The sequence below is a fragment of the Streptomyces sp. NPDC056224 genome, assembly GCF_042267665.1.
In the GTDB taxonomy this organism is placed as follows: domain Bacteria; phylum Actinomycetota; class Actinomycetes; order Streptomycetales; family Streptomycetaceae; genus Streptomyces.
In genome coordinates, this window is record NZ_JBHJTK010000007.1 from 193,443 (window position 1) to 209,970 (window position 16,528).

The window sequence follows — 16,528 nt, forward strand, 5'->3', positions numbered from 1 at the left end:
GCCGAGGCTGGGCCGGTACCTATGGGTTCCCACCACTTGCGGGGGGCCCCCCTTTCGGGGGGGCCCGCTTCTTCACTGTGGAGCTAAGGAGAATTGAACTCCTGACCTCCTGCATGCCATGCAGGCGCTCTACCAACTGAGCTATAGCCCCTTGCCTTGCTTGCCGCTCGGGGCTTCCGTTTCCGGTTCCCCCTGGCGACGTCCCAAACATTACACGGTCATGGCCCTGGTCCAAAAATCGGTTTCCGTCGACCGCAGGCCATGCCCGATTTGACCTATTCCATCACGCTCTTGCGAACTGGTAGAACCGCTTGAGCGTGCAGTGCTCGTCGAGCAGCCGGCCGTAGATCGGCTCCCCCTCCAGCTCCCGGTACGTCTCGATCGGGTCGCCTTTTATGATCAGCGCCCGCGCACATTCCTCGCACCAGTACTGGTAGTCGGGGTTGACCGGGTCCATGTCCCGCACGATCGGCGTGCCGTTGTTGCACCAGTCGCACCGGCGCCGGTGTGCACCCATCCGTCAGCGACTCCCTCCCGCATCGGGCCGTCGTCTCCCCCCTCCGGCTGTCCGATTCTGCCATGCCGGTGCGGGCCCGGTCAGCAAACGCAAAGGGGGTAAAACCCAAGGATCCCGCCCCCTGTTGGGGACGGGATCCTGATTGTGGAGCTAAGGAGAATTGAACTCCTGACCTCCTGCATGCCATGCAGGCGCTCTACCAACTGAGCTATAGCCCCGCTCTCCGCCGCGCTCCCCCCGTCTCCGGTGTTCCGCGCTGCGAACAAGAAGAACTCTAGCCTGCGACCAGCCGGAAAGTGAAATCCGGGTGGCAGCCACGGCGGGGACCGCCGAAGGACCGGCGAAGGACCGGCGCAGGAGCGGCGGAGGAGCGGCGGAGGAGCGGCGCAGGAGCGGCGCAGGAGCCGCTCAGTCGTCGTCGCCGAGCACCGGTTCCGGCAGCGTGCCGGCGTTGTGCTCCAGCAGACGCCAGCCGCGCGCGCCCTCGCCGAGGACGGACCAGCAGCAGTTGGAGAGCCCACCGAGGCCCTCCCAGTTGTACGGCTCCAGGCCCAGCAGGCGGCCGATGGTCGTACGGATGGTGCCGCCGTGGCTGACGACCACGAGCGTGCCGCCCTCCGGCAGCCGGTCGGCGTGCTCCAGCACCACCGGCGCGGCGCGCTCGGCGACCTCGGTCTCCAGCTCACCGCCACCCCTGCGGACCGGCTCGCCGCGCTTCCACGCCGCATACTGCTCGCCGTACTTCGCGAGGATCTCGTCGTGCGTGAGGCCCTGCCACTCACCGGCATAGGTCTCGCGCAGCGCCGCGTCGTGCGCCACGGGCAGCCGCGTGACGGCGGCCAGCTCCGCGGCCGTCGCGGCGGCACGCCGGAGGTCGGACGCCACGATGGCGTCCGGCTTCAGCGAGGCGAGCAGCCGCGCGGAGCGGCGCGCCTGCGCCACTCCGGTCGCGGTCAGCTCGATGTCCGTGGAGCCCTGGAAACGCCGCTCCAGGTTCCACGAGGTCTGGCCGTGGCGCCAGAGGACGATCTTCCTGCCGGACTTGCCCGAGGTGGTCGTGCTCAGAACAGATCACCGTCCAGGTCCTCGTCGCCGGCCGCCTCACGCAGCTTGGCGTGCTCCTCGGCCTTGCCGATGGTGAGCTTGGCGTCCTCGGGAAGCTCGATCTCGGGGCAGTCCTTCCACAGGCGCTCCAGCGCGTAGAAGACCCGCTCCTCGCTGTGCTGGACGTGGACGACGATGTCGACGTAGTCGAGCAGGATCCAGCGGGCGTCGCGGTCGCCCTCGCGGCGCACCGGCTTGGCGCCGAGCTCCTTGAGCAGGCGCTCCTCGATCTCGTCCACGATCGACTTGACCTGGCGGTCGTTGGGCGCGGAGGCGAGCAGGAAGGCGTCGGTGATCGACAGCACGTCGCTGACGTCGTACGCGATGATGTCGTGCGCGAGCCGGTCGGCCGCGGCCTGGGCGGCGGCGGTGATGAGCTCGATGGAGCGGTCCGTGGCGGTCACTGGCCATGCTTTCGGGTTGGCGGGCAGATCCTTACAAGGGTCTCATGTACCGCCGACACCGCCCGCGCGGAACGTTCCGCGCGGGCGGAGCCACCTGTCAGAGCCGGATCAGGGCCCCCCGGAACGCCTCAGGACGCCTTGTAGTCCTTGCCGAGGATCACCACGACGTCCGCGTTCACCGCGTTCTCCGCCTTCTTCACGGCAGTCTCCGGCAGCCCGAGCGTCTTGGCGACCTCGATCGCCCGGTCCCGCTGGGCGTCGTCCTGGTACGTGATCTGCGAGGCGGCGGCGGTCTTGTCCGCCTTGCCGCCGTCGACGAAGTCGTAGCCGCCGTTGAGCAGCGCCGCCCGCGCCGCGACCTGCGTCTTCTCGTCACCGGTCGCGTCCTTGAGGCCGACGCGCGGGGCCGCGCCGGGCTGCGCCGCGGCGACGGAACCGCCGAGCACCTCCTTGACGACCTTCTTCGTGGCGTCGTCCGTCAGGCCGCCGTCCGGTTTCACGCTCAGGAGGTCGGTGCGGTACGCGCCCACCTTGGCGTGCGCGCCGAGCCGCGACAGCAGGGCGCCGAGCGTCTGCGCGTTCAGGGCCGGGTCGAGGATCTGGCCCATGCTCTCGACCGTGAGCGCGGCCGCCTTCGGGTCGCTCGGGACCTTGCGCAGGACCGCGTACAGCACCTTGCCCATGCGCTCCAGCTGCTTGGCCTCCGGTTCGCCCTGGGCGCGGTACGTGGCGTAGGCGACGGCCATCGGGCCGCTCAGGCTCTGCTTCTGGCCCTGGCCCACCGCGGGGGCCTTGGCCGCGTCGTCGGCCGGGACGGCGGTGTCGGTGTCGACCTCGATGCCGCCGACCAGCTCGACCAGGTTCTCCAGGAAGGGCGTGTCCAGGCGCCAGGTGCCGCCGATGTGCGTGCCGAGCACCGAGTCGAGGGCCTCGCGGGTGCCGAGGCCGCCCGCCTCGACCGCCTTGCCGAGGCCGGTGGCGGTCCCGTCGGAGCCGGGGACGCCGAGGGTGTTGGGCAGCAGGACGGTGGCCCCCTGCTTGGCGGTGACGTTGTCGACGAGCAGCGCCGAGGAGGTGCCGCCCTTCTTGGTGTTGTGCACGTGGACGACGATCATGTCGCGCTTCTGCGCCCCGGTCCCTGCGGCCGCCGGGGCCTTCTTCTGCCCGGGACCGTCGAGGAAGGGCAGCTTGCCCGCGTACCAGAGGTAGCCGAGGCCGCCGACGACGAACAGGGCGAGGACGACGATCAGCGCCACCACCCGGTTGCGGCCGCGGCGGCGGGCCTCCTCGCGGCGCTCGGTGCGGCTCTCGGTGAACTTGAGCCAGTCGATGACGTCCTCGGAGTCCTCGTCCGGCTGGTCGATGAAGGCGAACATCTCGGTGCGGTAGTCCCGGCCCGCCTCGCGCTCGGGCTCGGGCTCGGCTTCGGGCCGTCGCGGTTCGGGGACCTGCGGGGCCCGCTGCCGCTGGGCCTCCGGCTCCGGGGCGGACTGCTGCGGGATCCACTGCTGGGTCTGCTGCGTCTGCTGGGTGTCGTACCCGTAGCCGGGGGCGGCGGGCGGCTGGGCGTACTGCTGCTGCCCGTAATCCTGGCCGGGCTGTTCGTAGTACTGCTGCTGCGGCTGCTGGCCGTAACCCTGGGCCTGGCCGTAACCCTGGCTCTGGGCCTGGTAGTCGTAGCCGTACTGCTGCTGCTCGTACTCGGGGGCGGGCTGCGCGGGTGCCTGGCTGTACACCGGCCGCCCGTACGCGTCGTAGCCGATGAGCTGCTGCTCGTGGGCTGGGTGCGGATCGTACCGGTCGTACGGATCCTGTCGGTCGTTCACCGCGGGGGCCCCTCTCTCCGGAAGCTCAGGCTCCCCGGTACAGCTCACGCTTGTCGATGTAGCGCACCACGCCGTCCGGCACCAAGTACCAGACAGGGTCCCCCTTGGCGACCCGAGCACGGCAGTCCGTGGACGAAATGGCCAGGGCGGGCACCTCGACGAGGGAGACTCCACCCTTGGGCAGTCCGTCGTCGGTGAGCACGTGGCCCGGCCGGGTGACCCCGATGAAGTGGGCGAGCGAGAAGAGCTCGTCGGCGTTCCGCCAGGTCAGGATCTGGGCGAGCGCGTCGGCTCCCGTGATGAAGAACAGGTCGGCGTCGTCGTTCAGCGCCTTCAGGTCGCGCAGGGTGTCGATCGTGTACGTCGGCCCGCCGCGGTCGATGTCGATGCGGCTGACCGAGAACTGCGGGTTCGAGGCGGTGGCGATGACCGTCATCAGGTAGCGGTCCTCGGCGGGCGACACGGCACGCTGCGACTTCTGCCACGGCTCGCCGGTCGGCACGAACACCACTTCGTCGAGGTGGAACAGGGCGGCCACCTCGCTGGCGGCCACCAGGTGTCCGTGGTGGATCGGGTCGAATGTGCCGCCCATCACGCCGAGCCGGCGCTTGACCGGACCGGTAGGCATCTCCTGCTCTCCCATGAGCGCAGAGCCTACTGGCCCGGCAGTGCCGGCGGCCTCGGCGAGAGGGCTAAATCACGGGCCTAGCGGTCGCGGTTCAGGCGCGTGGTGATCCAGAGCATCAGGCACAGGATGAGGAACGCGCCGCCGCCGGTCACGTAGGGGTTGAGGCTGTCGTGGTTGCCGCCGTGCTGCTCGGCCCCCTCCGAGGCGAGGACGACCAGGTTGTGGGCGGTGGAGGAGAGGCTCATCAGGCAGGTACCTATCGAGTCGGGGAGCGGGCGGAGACTTCGCTCACATCGTATGCGGGGGCCTGGGGCACGCTCACGCCGACTCAGGCGTTGGAGAGGATAGACGCAAGTCCGGTCAGGCCAGATCCAGGGGAGGGCGCTATGGCGCAGACAGGGTTCGAGAAGGTGCCGGCGCGGGACCGCAAGAGGTTTCCCGGCATCTCCTCACGGGCGTACGAGCATCCGGCGGACCGCTCGGCGCTGGTCGCACTGCGCAAGCTGAGCGGCTTCGACACGGTGTTCAAGGCCCTGAGCGGGCTGCTTCCGGAGCGCAGCCTGCGGCTGCTGTTCCTGTCGGACACGGTGCGGGTCGGCGAGACGCAGTTCCCGCACCTGCACGAGATGCTCCGCGACGCCTGTTACATCCTGGACCTGGAGAAGGTCCCGCAGATGTACGTGCAGCAGGACCCCAAGCCGAACGCCATGTGCATCGGGCTGGACGAGCCGATCATCGTGGTGACGACGGGCCTGGTGGAGCTGCTCGACGAGGAGGAGATGCGGGCGGTGGTGGGCCACGAGGTGGGCCACGCGCTGTCGGGGCACTCCGTCTACCGCACGATCCTGCTGTTCCTGACGGGTCTCGCGCTCAAGGTGGCGTGGATCCCGCTGGGCAATGTGGCGATCACGGCGATCGTGACGGCGCTGCGGGAGTGGTTCCGCAAGTCGGAGCTCTCCGCCGACCGGGCCGGACTGCTGGTGGGTCAGGACGTGCACGCCTCGATGCGCGGCCTGATGAAGATCGCGGGCGGCAACCACCTCCACGAGATGAACGTGGACGCCTTCCTGGCCCAGGCCGAGGAGTACGAGGCGAGCGGCGATCTGCGCGACTCCGTGCTGAAGATCCTCAACATGCTGCCCCGGACGCACCCGTTCACCACGGTGCGGGCGGCCGAGCTGAAGAAGTGGTCGGAGAGCCGCGACTTCCAGCGGATCATGGACGGCCACTACCCGCGGCGGGACGAGGACAAGGACACCTCGGTGACCGATTCCTTCCGGCAGTCCGCCGCGCACTACGCCGACTCGGTGCGTACCAGCAAGGATCCGCTGATGAAGCTGGTGGGCGACATCGCGGGTGGCGCGGGCGACCTGGGCGGCAAGCTCCGCGACAAGTTCACCGGCGCCGGTACCGGATCCGCCGGCGGCCCGGAGGGCAAGGGCGGGGCTACGGAGCAGGGCTGACCGGGGTCGCCGTCGGGCCCTCGCGCTGCGCGAGGACGCCGCACAGCCCTGCGGCGCGCCTCGGGTGGCCGCTGGCGTACGGATCGCTCGCGGCCGGGCCCACCGTGGTGGGGCCGGCTCCGGCCAGCAGCGGGCGGAAGCCCGCGGCCGGGTCGCTGGAGCATGCCTGCGGTCCGGCCATCACGTAGGCCGAGACCAGCTCCGCCCGCCGGGCGCCGATGTCCTCCCGGTCGAAGCGCAGCCGCAGCTCGCGCCGGATCGTGAAGAGCGAGGCGCCGTCCGCCCGGGCCGGGGCTCCGGCGGCGGGCCGCACGGCGTACACGAAGGTGTGGTCGGTGGTCACCTCCAGCAGCTCGGGGGTGACCTCCTCGAAGGCGAGCGTGCCGCTCACCCGGACCCGGGAGTCGGCCACGACGGCGGTGCCCGGGTCGAAGCGGACCAGCCAGCCGGTGGCCGCGTGGCGGCCGTCGCCGGAGGGCGAGGTCATGCTGCGGTCGAACTGGGCCAGCTGGTCGGGGTCGATCAGGACGCGCACCGGCCGGGAGGCCGTGCCTGCCAGGACGTCGGGGTCCAGCGAGGACTGCACCAGGTAGTCCTTGGCGATGGACAGCGCGGTGACGACCTGGGCGTCGGTGAAGTGGTGCGTGCGGCGCACGGCCGGCAGGGTGATTCCGGCCGCCCCGACGCGGTAGTCGGCGGCGGGGCTGTTCGCGTACAGGTCGGCGGGCCGCCCGCCGGGCACGGTGGAGCTGGGGGCGAGCGGGACGACGGTGCTGCTGAACGGCTCGGCGGGACCGCCGGGCGGCGGCACGTACGGATTGCGCAGCCCCAGGTAGACGGCGGCGGCGAAGGCCGTGGCGATGAGCAGCACGAGCAGCATGCCCTGCCGGGCACCGCGGCCCGGGGTACCGGTGCGGGAGCCGGGGCCGCCGGCCGACCAGAGGGAGCGGCTGCGGACGGCCCTGGCGTGCTCGCCCATGCGTTCCTGTGCGGAGTACTCCTGAAGGCGGGCAGCCCGGACGAAGTCCTCGTCGAACACCACCGAGCGGTACTCGTCCGGCCGGAATTCGTCGTCACCGCCGCCGATGCCCTCGGGGGTGCCGTTGGGTGGATCTCCTGGTACGGCCATCGCTTCTCCCCGCTGTCCCCGCTTCAGAGAAGCCCCCAGCTCCTGGGTGTGCGAGTGGGGTCGTACCTTCAGGGTTGGCGGTCGGAGGGGTACGTAAACGCACCGACGCCGGTGACTTCCTTGCGGGGGGTGCTGGCGGGCGCGGGGGCGGGGTCCGCCTCGCCCGCGGCGCTGCGGTAGACGGCGCTGAAGGCGAGCGCCACCATGCCGAGGCCCATCACGAAGGCGAGCACCCAGGCGACGGGACGGAGCCAGGGCGAGCGGCCGCGGTAGGGGCGCAGACTGCCGCCGTAGGCCCCGTACGGGCCGTCGGCGCTGCCGTGGCCGCGGTCGTACCCCCAGCTGTCGTCGTCGGGGCCGTACCCGTCGGGGTGGCCGTATCCGTAAGCGTCGTAGTCGTCGTCGCCCGTCCAGCCGCCGGCGACCGCGCGGGCGGCTTCGGCCTCCGCGCGTGCCCGGTCGGCCGCCCGCTGACGCTCGGCGGCGCTCGGTTCATGGATCTCGGCGTTCCGGACGAAGGCCTCGTCGAACACCACGGAGGCGAAATCCTTGTCCGCGCCTCCGCGGTCGTCGTCGGGCTCCCCGTCGTCCGGGAACGGCTTGCCCCCCACGTCGTCCGGCACAGGACCAGGGTAGACCTGGGGGGCTGCTTTGGGCAGGGTGTACGCCGAAATCCGGCCACACCGTGTTCAGGAACTGATTACCGGATGTGACCGTCGCCGGTGACGATGTACTTGGTGGAGGTCAGCTCGGGCAGGCCCATCGGGCCCCGGGCGTGCAGCTTCTGGGTCGAGATCCCGATCTCGGCGCCGAATCCGAACTGGCCACCGTCCGTGAAGCGGGTGGACGCGTTCACGGCGACCGTGGTCGAGTCGACCAGCTGGGTGAAGCGCCGGGCGGCGGCCTGCGAGGTGGTGACGATGGCCTCGGTGTGGCCGGAGGTCCAGCGGCGGATGTGGGCGACGGCGTCGTCGAGGGAGTCCACGACGCCGGCGGCGATGTCGTAGGACAGGTACTCGGCGGCCCAGTCCTCGTCGGTGGCGGGCAGGGCCGTGGCCTTGGTGCCCTCGGCGGCGGCGAGCACCCGGGCGTCGCCGTGGACGGTCACGCCGGCGCCGGCGAGGGCGTCGAGGGCGCGCGGCAGGAAGGCGTCGGCGATGTCGCGGTGGACGAGGAGGGTCTCGGCGGAGTTGCAGACGGAGGGCCGCTGGGCCTTGGAGTTGATGAGGATGTCCACGGCCATGTCCAGGTCGGCCTGGGCGTCCACGTAGACGTGGCAGTTGCCGGTACCGGTCTCGATGACCGGGACGGTGGACTCTTCGACCACGGTCTTGATGAGGGAGGCGCCGCCGCGCGGGATGAGCACGTCGACGAGGCCGCGGGCGCGCATCAGCTCTCGGACGGAGTCACGGGACTCGCCGGGGACCAGCTGGATCGCGTCGGCGGGCAGGCCGGCGCTCTCCACCGCGTCGCGCAGGATGGCGACGAGGGCGGTGTTGGAGGCGTAGGCGGAGGAGGAACCGCGCAGGAGGACCGCGTTGCCGGACTTGAGGCAGAGGGCGGCGGCGTCGACGGTGACGTTGGGGCGGGCCTCGTAGATGATGCCGACGACGCCGAGCGGGACGCGGATCTGGCGGAGGTCGATGCCGTTGGGGAGGGTGTTGCCGCGGACGACCTCGCCGACGGGGTCGGGGAGGGCGGCGACGTCCCGTACGTCGGAGGCGATGGCGGCGACCCGCTCGGGGGTGAGGGTGAGGCGGTCGATGACGGTCTCACTGGTGCCGGCGGCGCGGGCCTTGCCGGTGTCGACGGCATTGGCCTCGATGATCTCGGCCGTACGGGCCTCCAGCGCGTCGGCGATCGCCAGCAGGGCCGTGTCCTTGGCGGACCGCGGGAGGGGGGCGATGGCGGCGGCGGCCGTACGGGCGGCGCGGGCCGTTGCGAGGACGGGCGAGGTGGCGGCATCGAGCGAGGTCATGCCGCCAGGGTAATCCCCGGCCGTTGCCCTGCCGACGGGGTTCCACCCCGCGAGACGGCCCCGGCGGCCCGCGGCTGCGCGGGGCCCCGGCGGTGCGGGCGCCGTGCTCAGTACGGGTGCACGCCGACCGGGTGGGCCGGGGGCGGGCCATAGCCTTCGGCCACCCGCTGGCGGTAGGTGGCGCGGTCGATGACCTCCAGGCCGACGATCTCCCAGGGCGGGAGCTGCGCCGAGGAGCGGTGTTCGCCCCACAGGCGCAGGGCGACGGCCGCCGCGTCGTGGAGGTCGCGGGCCTCTTCCCAGTAGCGGACCTCCGCGTGGTCGTCGGCGTACCGGCTGGTCAGCAGGAAGGGGTGGTCGTGGGCCAGTTGTTCCAGCCCGCGCCGGACCTCGGAGAGCGGCGCCGGTGTGCCGGAGACGCTCAGGGTCACGTGCCACAGGCGGGAGTCCGCGCCCCGGTCGTCCCGTCCCTCTCCACCGCCGTCACCGTCCCCCGGTCCGACGCTGGTCAGCGCTCGCCTCACCAGTCGCCTCCTGTCTCCGCCGCGCATGTCCGCCCGCCCTCACAGTTGACCAGTCCCCGGGCCCCCGCGCGGCGGTTTTACCCAACCTCAGCCCTGGAGCAGGACCAGATCGTCCCGGTGGACGACCTCCCGTTCGTACGCGGGTCCCAGTTCGCGCGCAAGCTCGCGGGTGGAGCGTCCGAGGAGCTGCGGAAGCTCCTTCGCGTCGAAGTTGACCAGTCCCCGGGCGACCGCCCGGCCGTCGGTGGCCCGCAGTTCCACGGGGTCACCGGCGACGAAGTCGCCCTCGACCGCCGCGATGCCCGCCGGCAGCAGCGAGCTTCCGCGCTCCGTGACCGCGCGCACCGCCCCGTCGTCGAGTACAAGGTGTCCCTGGGGGGTCGACGCGTGCTGGAGCCAGAGCAGCCGGTCCGCCGAGCGGCGCCCGGTGGCGTGGAAGAGCGTGCCCGTCCCCCGGCCGGCCAGGGCGTCCGTGGCCTGGCTCGCGGAGGTCAGTACGACCGGGATCCCGGCGGCCGCCGCGATCCGCGCCGCCTCGACCTTGGTGACCATGCCGCCGGTGCCCACGCCCGCCTTGCCCGCGCTGCCGATGGAGACGTGCGCGATGTCGCGGGGGCCGCGGACCTCCTCGATGCGGGTGGTGCCGGGCAGCGACGGGTCGCCGTCGTAGAGGCCGTCCACGTCGGAGAGGAGGACGAGGAGGTCCGCGCGGACGAGGTGGGCGACCAGGGCCGCCAGGCGGTCGTTGTCGCCGAAGCGGATCTCGTCCGTGGCGACGGTGTCGTTCTCGTTGACGACGGGGAGGGCCCCCATCTCCAGCAACTGGTCGAGGGTGCGGTACGCGTTGCGGTAATGGGCGCGGCGGCTGGTGTCGTCGGTGGTGAGGAGCACCTGGCCGACACGGACGCCGTACCGGGCGAAGGAGGCCGTGTACCGGGCGACGAGCAGTCCCTGCCCGACGCTGGCGGCGGCCTGCTGCCGGGCGAGGTCCTTGGGGCGGCGGCGCAGCCCGAGCGGGGAGAGTCCGGCGGCGATGGCTCCGCTGGAGACGAGGACGATCTCCTTCTCCCCACCGCTGCGGGCCTTGGCCAGGACGTCCACCAGCGCGTCCACCCGGTCGGCGTCGAGTCCGCCGGCCGCGGTGGTCAGTGAGGAGGAGCCGACCTTGACCACGATCCTGCGGGCGTCCACGACACCTTGCCTAGCCGCTGACACGTCTGTCCCCTTGCCCCTTGCCGAAATGCCTGCCACCTCAATCTACGGTGTGGCGGACAACGGCCGCTCAGGGGTTTCAGACCGTGGACGAGGTCCCGGCCCGTTCCCGCTCCGCGGCACGCGCGGCGCCCGGGACGAGGATCTTGCGGGAGAGCAGGAAGGTGAACGGGATGGCCACGACCGCCGCGACCAGCGGGGCGATCCGGGTGTCCATCCCGGCCCAGGTCACCAGGGCGTAGAGGCCGGCCGACTGGATGACGTAGTTCGTGACGTTGGTCAGCGGGAAGAGCAGGAACTTCTTCCACGTCGGCCGGGTCCGGTAGGTGAAGTAGGTGTTCATGAAGAACGAGCCGACCATCGCCAGCACGAAGGCGAGGGAGTAGGCGGCGAAGTACGGCATCCAGGGGTGCAGGAGCAGGTAGATGCCGAAGAAGGTGCCGGTGTTGACCCCGCCCACGAGGGCGAAGCGGAAGACCTGGCCGAGCTGGTCCCTGCGGCTCATCGGGTGCTGCGCTCCGTGACCGTCGGCTCCGCCGCCCGCGGTGCCCGGGGGGTGTGCGGGAGCGGGGCGGCGCCGTGCGCTTCCTTCACCAGGAAGTGGGGGCGGCGCTTGGTCTCGTAGTAGATGCGGCCGATGTACTCGCCGATCAGACCCAGCATGATCATCTGCACGCCGCCGATGCCGGCGATCATCGCGACGAGGGTGACGTAACCGGGCGAGTCGACACCGTGGGTCATCGCCATGACCGTGATCCACAGGGCGTACAGGCCGGTCAGCGCGACCAGCGACACGCCGAGCCAGATCCCGATCCGCAGCGGCCTGTTGTTGAAGGAGATCAGGCCGTCCATGCCGTAGTTCAGCAGGGAGCCGAACTTCCACTTCGTCTCGCCGGCCTCGCGCTGCGCGTTGCGGTAGTCGAAGTGGACCGTGTCGAAACCGATCCAGGAGAAGAGGCCCTTGGAGAAGCGGTTGTACTCCGGCAGCGACAGCAGCGCGTCCACGGCCGGGCGCGAGAGCATGCGGAAGTCACCGACCCCGTCGGCGAGCTCGACGTCGACCCAGCGGTTCACGCCCCGGTAGTACAGACGGCTGAGCGCGGAGCGCAGCTTCTTGTCGCCCTCACGCGTGCGGCGGGCGATGATCTGGTCGTGACCCTGCCGGTGGAGGTCGAGCATGGTCCCGATGAGCTCCGGCGGGTGCTGCAGGTCCGCGTCCATGATCACGACGGCGTCGCCGGTGGCCTCGCGCAGACCGGCGAGCATGCCGGCCTCCTTGCCGAAGTTGCGGCTGAAGGAGACGTACCGGGTCTCCTCCCCGTGCTCGGCGGCGATCTTGCGCAGCTTGTCGAGGGTGCCGTCGTGGCTGCCGTCGTCGACGTAGCAGACCTCGTACTCGACGGGCAGGGCGTCCAGGACCCTGCGGATCTCGACGTCGAAGCTGTCGATGACGGCCTCTTCGTTGTAGCAAGGGACAACTACGGACAGCTTCGTCATGAACACTTCCTGCTGGGTCCGAACGGGTGATTGTCGGCGACCGGACCCGCCACTCACCTCTTCCTCAGAAGTATGCACGGCGGGAGTCGGGCTGCCGGAGTCGAGGGCGGCACACGGTAGCGTGGACGAGATAAGCGGAATGAGCTGAACGAAACGCAACGAAACGAAGGGATCGAGGTGCACGTGCCCGACGTCTCCGTGGTCGTCATCGTCTACAACGACGCAGAGCGTCTGCCGACAGCAGTCCGGTCGGTTTTGGACCAGACCCTGCACGGGGTCGAAGTCGTGATCGTCGACGACTGCAGCAAGGACCGCTCGTACGGGGTCGCCCAGGAACTGGAGTCCGCGCACCCGGGGCGGGTCCGCGCCTTCCGGCTGCCGGAGAACAGCGGCGGCTGCGGCGCGCCCCGCAACCACGGCATCCAGCAGGCCACCGGCAAATACGTCATGTTCCTGGACAGCGACGACGTACTGGAGCGCAACGCCTGCCGCAACATGCTGGACGCCGCCGAGCGGACCGGCTCCGACCTGGTGTCGGGCATGTGCGTACGCGTGCACCTCGACAACCGGTGGGGCAAGACCACCGAGTGGTACCCCTGGATCTACTCGCGCACGCGCACGCTGGAGTCGATCACCGAGTTCCCCGACCTGCTGGTCTACGACACCCTCTCCACGAACAAGTGCTACCGGCGCGCGTTCCTTCTGGAGCAGGGCCTGGAATTCCCGGTCGGCATCCACTACGAGGACCTGCTGTTCTCCGCCCAGGCGTACGTGGCCGCCGGCCGCATCACGCTGATCCCGAACCACGTCTACTTCTGGAACGTGGTCGAGAACACCGCGGCGAAGTCGATCAGCAACCGGCGCCACGAGATCGCGAACTTCGTCCACCGGATGGAGATCCACCGGCGCGTCGACCAGCTCCTCGCGGCCAAGGGCCACACGGACATCAAGTCCGCCAAGGACGCCAAGTTCCTCAAGCACGACCTGGTCCTGCACCTGCGTGACCTCCCCCTGCTGAGCGACGCGTACCGCCAGGAGTTCGCCCGTCTCGCCAACGGCTACCTCGCGGGCATCGACCCGGCCGCGTACGAGAACGTCACCTACCTCCAGGCCATCTGCGCCTTCCTGCTGGGCAAGGAGGACTGGGACAACCTGCTCCCGGCCGCGGACGCCATGACCAACAAGGGACGGCTCTCCTCCTCGCTCGCGGAACGCGACGGGCGCGTCTACTGGTGCGCCCAGCACATCGACAGCCCCGACACCGCCGAGGCCGCCGAGGCCCGCCGGATACTGGACGTCACCGAGCAGGGCTTCCACACCTCCCCGCTCTCCTCCCTCCAGCTGGGCAACCGCCTCACCTCGTACGAGGACGACGGACGCGGCACGGTCACGCTGTCCGGCGCCGTCGTGAACCCGCTGGGCCGGATCCCGGCCGACGCGGAGCTGAAGGCCTCGCTCGAATTCCGGGCCCGCCGGCAGATCGGCGTGCGTTCGTTCAGCTTCCCGGTGACAACCGTGCGCCACGCCGGTGACACGATCGAGTGGACCGGTACCGCCGACGTCGGCGGCACCGTCCGCCCCCTCGGCATCATCGACGCCGTCTGGGACGTCCGGCTGAAGCTGACCGCCGGGAGCGACCGGGTCACCACCCGCGTCTCGGTCGGCGGCGTCGACCTGGAATCGGCGGCCCGCCTGCGCGTGCGGCCCCGGCTGACCCGGCTGGTCTCCGACCGCTTCGAGCCGGAGGTCACCAAGAAGGGCAACCTCTCCTACGTCCTGACCGCCGAGAGCGCCGCCGCCGTCCGCACCCAGAGCCTGATCAACAACGCCATACAGGGCAAGGCGGCGGGCGTGGTCAAGCGGGGCCTGCGCAAGGCCCTGCGGGTCCGCCGGAGCATGGGCTCCGGCGAGCAGAAGGTGAAGCTCTACCACGAGGTCTTCTCGAAGCTGCCGGTCAAGAAGGGCACGGTCGTCTTCGAGAGCCACATGGGCAAGCAGTACAGCGACAGCCCCAAGGCCATCTACGAGGAAATGGTCCGCCAGGGCGCCCCGTTCGAGGCGATCTGGTCGTACGCGGGCGCCAAGCCCACCGGCTTCCCCAAGGAGGCCACCCTGGTGCGGCGCTGGAGCTGGCCGTACCTGCGCGCCCTGGCCCAGGCCGAGTACTGGGTCGACAACCAGGGCTTCCCGCTGGCCCTCGCCAAGCGCCCGGGAACCACGTACATCCAGACCTGGCACGGCTCCGCGCTCAAGCGGATGGGCTTCCACGAGCCCCGCACCAAGGCGCAGGGCCGCGCGGGCCAGAACCGCTTCCAGGCGGCTGTCGACCGCTTCGACCACTTCCTGATCCGCTCCGAGCACGACACCCGTACCCTCGCCAAGGGCTTCCGGCTGCGCGACGAGGTGCTGCTGCGCACCGGCTATCCGCGCAACGACGCCCTCGTCGAGGTGCAGCGTGCCGAGGCGGACAGCGGTGAGCGGGTGCGCGGCCCGCTGGCGGCCGAGCTCGGCATCGACCCGGACAAGAAGGTGCTGCTGTACGCGCCGACCTTCCGGGCCGGCGCGGACGGCGCGGTCGAGGGCTTCAGCTTCCCGTTCGACGTCGAGGAGTTCGCCGACCGGCTCGGTGACCGCTTCACCCTGCTGGTGCGGACCCACTACCTCAACAGCGTCTCGCTGCCGCCGTCGGTCGCGGGCCGGGTCGTCGACGTGTCCCGGCACCACGACATCACGCCGCTGCTCGCCCTCGCCGACGGACTGATCACCGACTACTCGTCCGTGATGTTCGACTACGCGGTCCTGGACCGGCCGATGGTGTTCTTCGCGTACGACTACGAGAAGTACGCCACCGACATCCGCGGTACGTACTTCGACCTGAAGGAGAAGGCCCCGGGCCCGGTGGTGGCGACGGCGGACGAACTCCTGCAGGTCCTCGCCGCCTTCGAGGAGGCGGACGCCAAGTACGCGGAGGCGCGGCAGCGCTTCCTCACCGAATTCGGCGAGTACGACCGCGGGGACGCCGCCCGCCAGATCGTCGAGAAGTTCTTCACCAGGAGCGGCAAGTGAGCCAGCAGACCGCCACCCCGGGCGGCCGTGACATCTTCCTCGTCTCCAACAACGTCGACGAGCTCGGCGGCGTGACCACCTGGTCGCACCAGATGGCCCGGCTGTTCACCGAGCGCGGGCACCGTGTGCACATCGTCGGCATCGCCCCGGTCGCCGAGGAGATCCGCCAGAAGCTCCCGCAGGACCTGCCGTACGAGATGACCACGCTGTACGACGCCCACCCGCCGGCCGCGCGCCGGCTGCGCGGGATCAAGGGCCGGCTGAACGCGCCCGAGCGGCGCCGCCAGGCGGCCCGGCGGGCGGGCATGCGGGCCAAGGCGGAACGGCTGAGCGAGCTCTTCCGTGCCGCGCGCCCGGGCGGCGTCGTGATCGTCACCCAGGTCTGGGCGATGGAGTGGGTGGCGCTGGCCGACACCAAGGGGCTCAGCGTCATCGGCATGAGCCACGAGTCCTTCCAGGCCAGCCAGAAGTCCACCCGCGGTGAGCGGGTCCGCCGCCACTACCCCGAGGTCGACCGGCTGCTGGTGCTGACGGCCGAGGACGCGGACCTGTGGATCCGGGCGGGCATGGAGAACGTCGGGAGCATGCCGAACCCGCTGCCCTTCATGCCGGACTCCCCCGCGCCGCGCGCGGAGAAGGTCGTCGCGAGCGTCGGCCGCCTCGCCTTCGAGAAGGGCGTGGACCTGCTGCTCGACGCGTGGGCCGACGCCGCCCCGCACCACCCCGAGTGGGTGCTGCGGATCTACGGGGCGGGCCTGGAGGAACCGGCGCTGCGGGCGCACTGCACCTCGCTGGGGCTGGACGACTCCGTGGAGTGGATGGGCAGCACCGACGACGTGCTGGGCGCGCTGCGCGGGGCCTCGGTCTTCGCGCAGGCCTCCCGGGCCGAGGGCTTCCCGATCACGCTGCTGGAGGCGATGGCTGCGGGCGTGCCGGTGGCGGCCTTCGACTGCGCGCCGGGCGTGCGGGAGATCGTCGAGCACGGCGAGGACGGGCTGCTGGCCCGGCTGGGCAACACGATGGAGCTGGCCGGGCACCTGGACGCGCTGATGTCGGACCGCGAGCTGCGCGACCGGCTCGGCGACACCGCCTTCCAGTCGGTCAAGCGCTACTCCAGCGCCGAGATCACCGACCGGTGGGAAGGGCTGTTCTCCTTCCTGGAGCGCTGAGCACCCCACGG

16 protein-coding genes and 2 tRNA genes are annotated in these 16,528 nt (G+C 70.9%); 3 read left to right on the forward strand and 15 right to left on the reverse strand.

What is annotated here, in order from left to right; all coding sequences use genetic code 11:
- Positions 1-78 precede the first annotated feature (78 nt).
- From ACFCZ1_RS12870 to ACFCZ1_RS12905, 8 genes are all read right to left on the reverse strand, one after another.
- Positions 79-151 (reverse strand) — tRNA-Ala (locus ACFCZ1_RS12870).
- Positions 152-283: 132 nt separating this feature from the next.
- Positions 284-517: a hypothetical protein gene (locus ACFCZ1_RS12875; protein WP_008738908.1), complete on the reverse strand. Its 234-nt coding sequence runs from the start codon at positions 515-517 to the stop codon at positions 284-286.
- Between the two features lie 145 nt (positions 518-662).
- A tRNA-Ala gene (locus tag ACFCZ1_RS12880) sits at positions 663-735 on the reverse strand.
- A gap of 190 nt (positions 736-925) precedes the next feature.
- A complete protein-coding gene (locus ACFCZ1_RS12885; RefSeq protein ID WP_376678469.1) occupies positions 926-1,582 on the reverse strand; it encodes a histidine phosphatase family protein in 657 nt (218 codons plus the stop codon).
- Entirely contained in the window at positions 1,579-2,025 is a 447-nt protein-coding gene (rsfS, locus tag ACFCZ1_RS12890; protein ID WP_319720701.1) for a ribosome silencing factor, read from the reverse strand. Before rsfS ends, ACFCZ1_RS12885 begins: the two co-directional genes overlap by 4 nt.
- Positions 2,026-2,153: 128 nt before the next feature.
- Complete coding sequence (locus ACFCZ1_RS12895) at positions 2,154-3,851, reverse strand: LCP family protein (protein ID WP_376678423.1); 1,698 nt, start codon at positions 3,849-3,851, stop codon at positions 2,154-2,156.
- A 25-nt stretch (positions 3,852-3,876) separates the two neighbouring features.
- Positions 3,877-4,494, reverse strand: coding sequence for a nicotinate-nucleotide adenylyltransferase (gene nadD, locus ACFCZ1_RS12900; RefSeq protein ID WP_328925689.1), 618 nt, complete (start codon positions 4,492-4,494; stop codon positions 3,877-3,879).
- 62 nt (positions 4,495-4,556) lie between these two features.
- Positions 4,557-4,724, reverse strand: a complete 168-nt coding sequence (locus ACFCZ1_RS12905) for a hypothetical protein (protein ID WP_376678424.1) — start codon at positions 4,722-4,724, stop codon at positions 4,557-4,559.
- A gap of 141 nt (positions 4,725-4,865) precedes the next feature.
- On the opposite strand from ACFCZ1_RS12905, the gene ACFCZ1_RS12910 reads away from it, so the two are divergent.
- A complete protein-coding gene (locus ACFCZ1_RS12910; RefSeq protein ID WP_376678425.1) occupies positions 4,866-5,942 on the forward strand; it encodes a M48 family metallopeptidase in 1,077 nt (358 codons plus the stop codon).
- On the opposite strand, the gene ACFCZ1_RS12915 is transcribed toward ACFCZ1_RS12910, so the two are convergent.
- From ACFCZ1_RS12915 to ACFCZ1_RS12945, 7 genes are all read right to left on the reverse strand, one after another.
- Entirely contained in the window at positions 5,926-7,071 is a 1,146-nt protein-coding gene (locus tag ACFCZ1_RS12915) for a hypothetical protein (protein WP_376678426.1), read from the reverse strand. The two genes, ACFCZ1_RS12910 and ACFCZ1_RS12915, sit on opposite strands and share 17 nt — an antisense overlap.
- A 68-nt stretch (positions 7,072-7,139) precedes the next feature.
- Positions 7,140-7,694, reverse strand: a complete 555-nt coding sequence (locus tag ACFCZ1_RS12920) for a hypothetical protein (protein WP_376678427.1) — start codon at positions 7,692-7,694, stop codon at positions 7,140-7,142.
- A gap of 77 nt (positions 7,695-7,771) precedes the next feature.
- On the reverse strand, positions 7,772-9,049 hold the full coding sequence (locus ACFCZ1_RS12925; RefSeq protein ID WP_376678428.1) for a glutamate-5-semialdehyde dehydrogenase: 1,278 nt from the start codon (positions 9,047-9,049) through the stop codon (positions 7,772-7,774).
- A gap of 107 nt (positions 9,050-9,156) precedes the next feature.
- A complete protein-coding gene (locus ACFCZ1_RS12930; protein ID WP_376678429.1) occupies positions 9,157-9,600 on the reverse strand; it encodes a hypothetical protein in 444 nt (147 codons plus the stop codon).
- 60 nt (positions 9,601-9,660) lie between these two features.
- The gene (gene proB / locus ACFCZ1_RS12935; RefSeq protein WP_376678430.1) at positions 9,661-10,788 is read right to left on the reverse strand and encodes a glutamate 5-kinase; all 1,128 of its coding nucleotides are present in this window, start codon (positions 10,786-10,788) and stop codon (positions 9,661-9,663) included.
- 76 nt (positions 10,789-10,864) lie between these two features.
- Entirely contained in the window at positions 10,865-11,290 is a 426-nt protein-coding gene (locus ACFCZ1_RS12940; protein ID WP_376678431.1) for a GtrA family protein, read from the reverse strand.
- Entirely contained in the window at positions 11,287-12,282 is a 996-nt protein-coding gene (locus ACFCZ1_RS12945) for a glycosyltransferase family 2 protein (protein ID WP_376678432.1), read from the reverse strand. The genes ACFCZ1_RS12940 and ACFCZ1_RS12945 overlap by 4 nt, the downstream gene beginning before the upstream one ends.
- A 177-nt stretch (positions 12,283-12,459) precedes the next feature.
- On the opposite strand from ACFCZ1_RS12945, the gene ACFCZ1_RS12950 reads away from it, so the two are divergent.
- Together ACFCZ1_RS12950 and ACFCZ1_RS12955 are read left to right on the forward strand one after the other, a co-directional pair.
- Positions 12,460-15,348 (forward strand): CDP-glycerol glycerophosphotransferase family protein, encoded by a 2,889-nt coding sequence (locus tag ACFCZ1_RS12950; protein ID WP_376678433.1) that lies wholly within the window; start codon positions 12,460-12,462, stop codon positions 15,346-15,348.
- Positions 15,345-16,517: a glycosyltransferase gene (locus ACFCZ1_RS12955; protein ID WP_376678434.1), complete on the forward strand. Its 1,173-nt coding sequence runs from the start codon at positions 15,345-15,347 to the stop codon at positions 16,515-16,517. Before ACFCZ1_RS12950 ends, ACFCZ1_RS12955 begins: the two co-directional genes overlap by 4 nt.
- Positions 16,518-16,528: the final 11 nt, after the last annotated feature.

Excerpts from the sequence above, each read along its gene's own strand:
- ACFCZ1_RS12945 (WP_376678432.1), bottom strand. The coding sequence starts at position 12,282 with ATGACGAAGCTGTCCGTAGTTGTCCCTTGCTACAACGAAGAGGCCGTC.
- ACFCZ1_RS12940 (WP_376678431.1), bottom strand. The coding sequence starts at position 11,290 with ATGAGCCGCAGGGACCAGCTCGGCCAGGTCTTCCGCTTCGCCCTCGTG.
- ACFCZ1_RS12910 (WP_376678425.1), top strand. The coding sequence starts at position 4,866 with ATGGCGCAGACAGGGTTCGAGAAGGTGCCGGCGCGGGACCGCAAGAGG.
- ACFCZ1_RS12915 (WP_376678426.1), bottom strand. The coding sequence starts at position 7,071 with ATGGCCGTACCAGGAGATCCACCCAACGGCACCCCCGAGGGCATCGGC.
- nadD (WP_328925689.1), bottom strand. The coding sequence starts at position 4,494 with ATGGGAGAGCAGGAGATGCCTACCGGTCCGGTCAAGCGCCGGCTCGGC.
- ACFCZ1_RS12930 (WP_376678429.1), bottom strand. The coding sequence starts at position 9,600 with ATGCGCGGCGGAGACAGGAGGCGACTGGTGAGGCGAGCGCTGACCAGC.
- ACFCZ1_RS12905 (WP_376678424.1), bottom strand. The coding sequence starts at position 4,724 with ATGAGCCTCTCCTCCACCGCCCACAACCTGGTCGTCCTCGCCTCGGAG.
- ACFCZ1_RS12925 (WP_376678428.1), bottom strand. The coding sequence starts at position 9,049 with ATGACCTCGCTCGATGCCGCCACCTCGCCCGTCCTCGCAACGGCCCGC.
- ACFCZ1_RS12875 (WP_008738908.1), bottom strand. The coding sequence starts at position 517 with ATGGGTGCACACCGGCGCCGGTGCGACTGGTGCAACAACGGCACGCCG.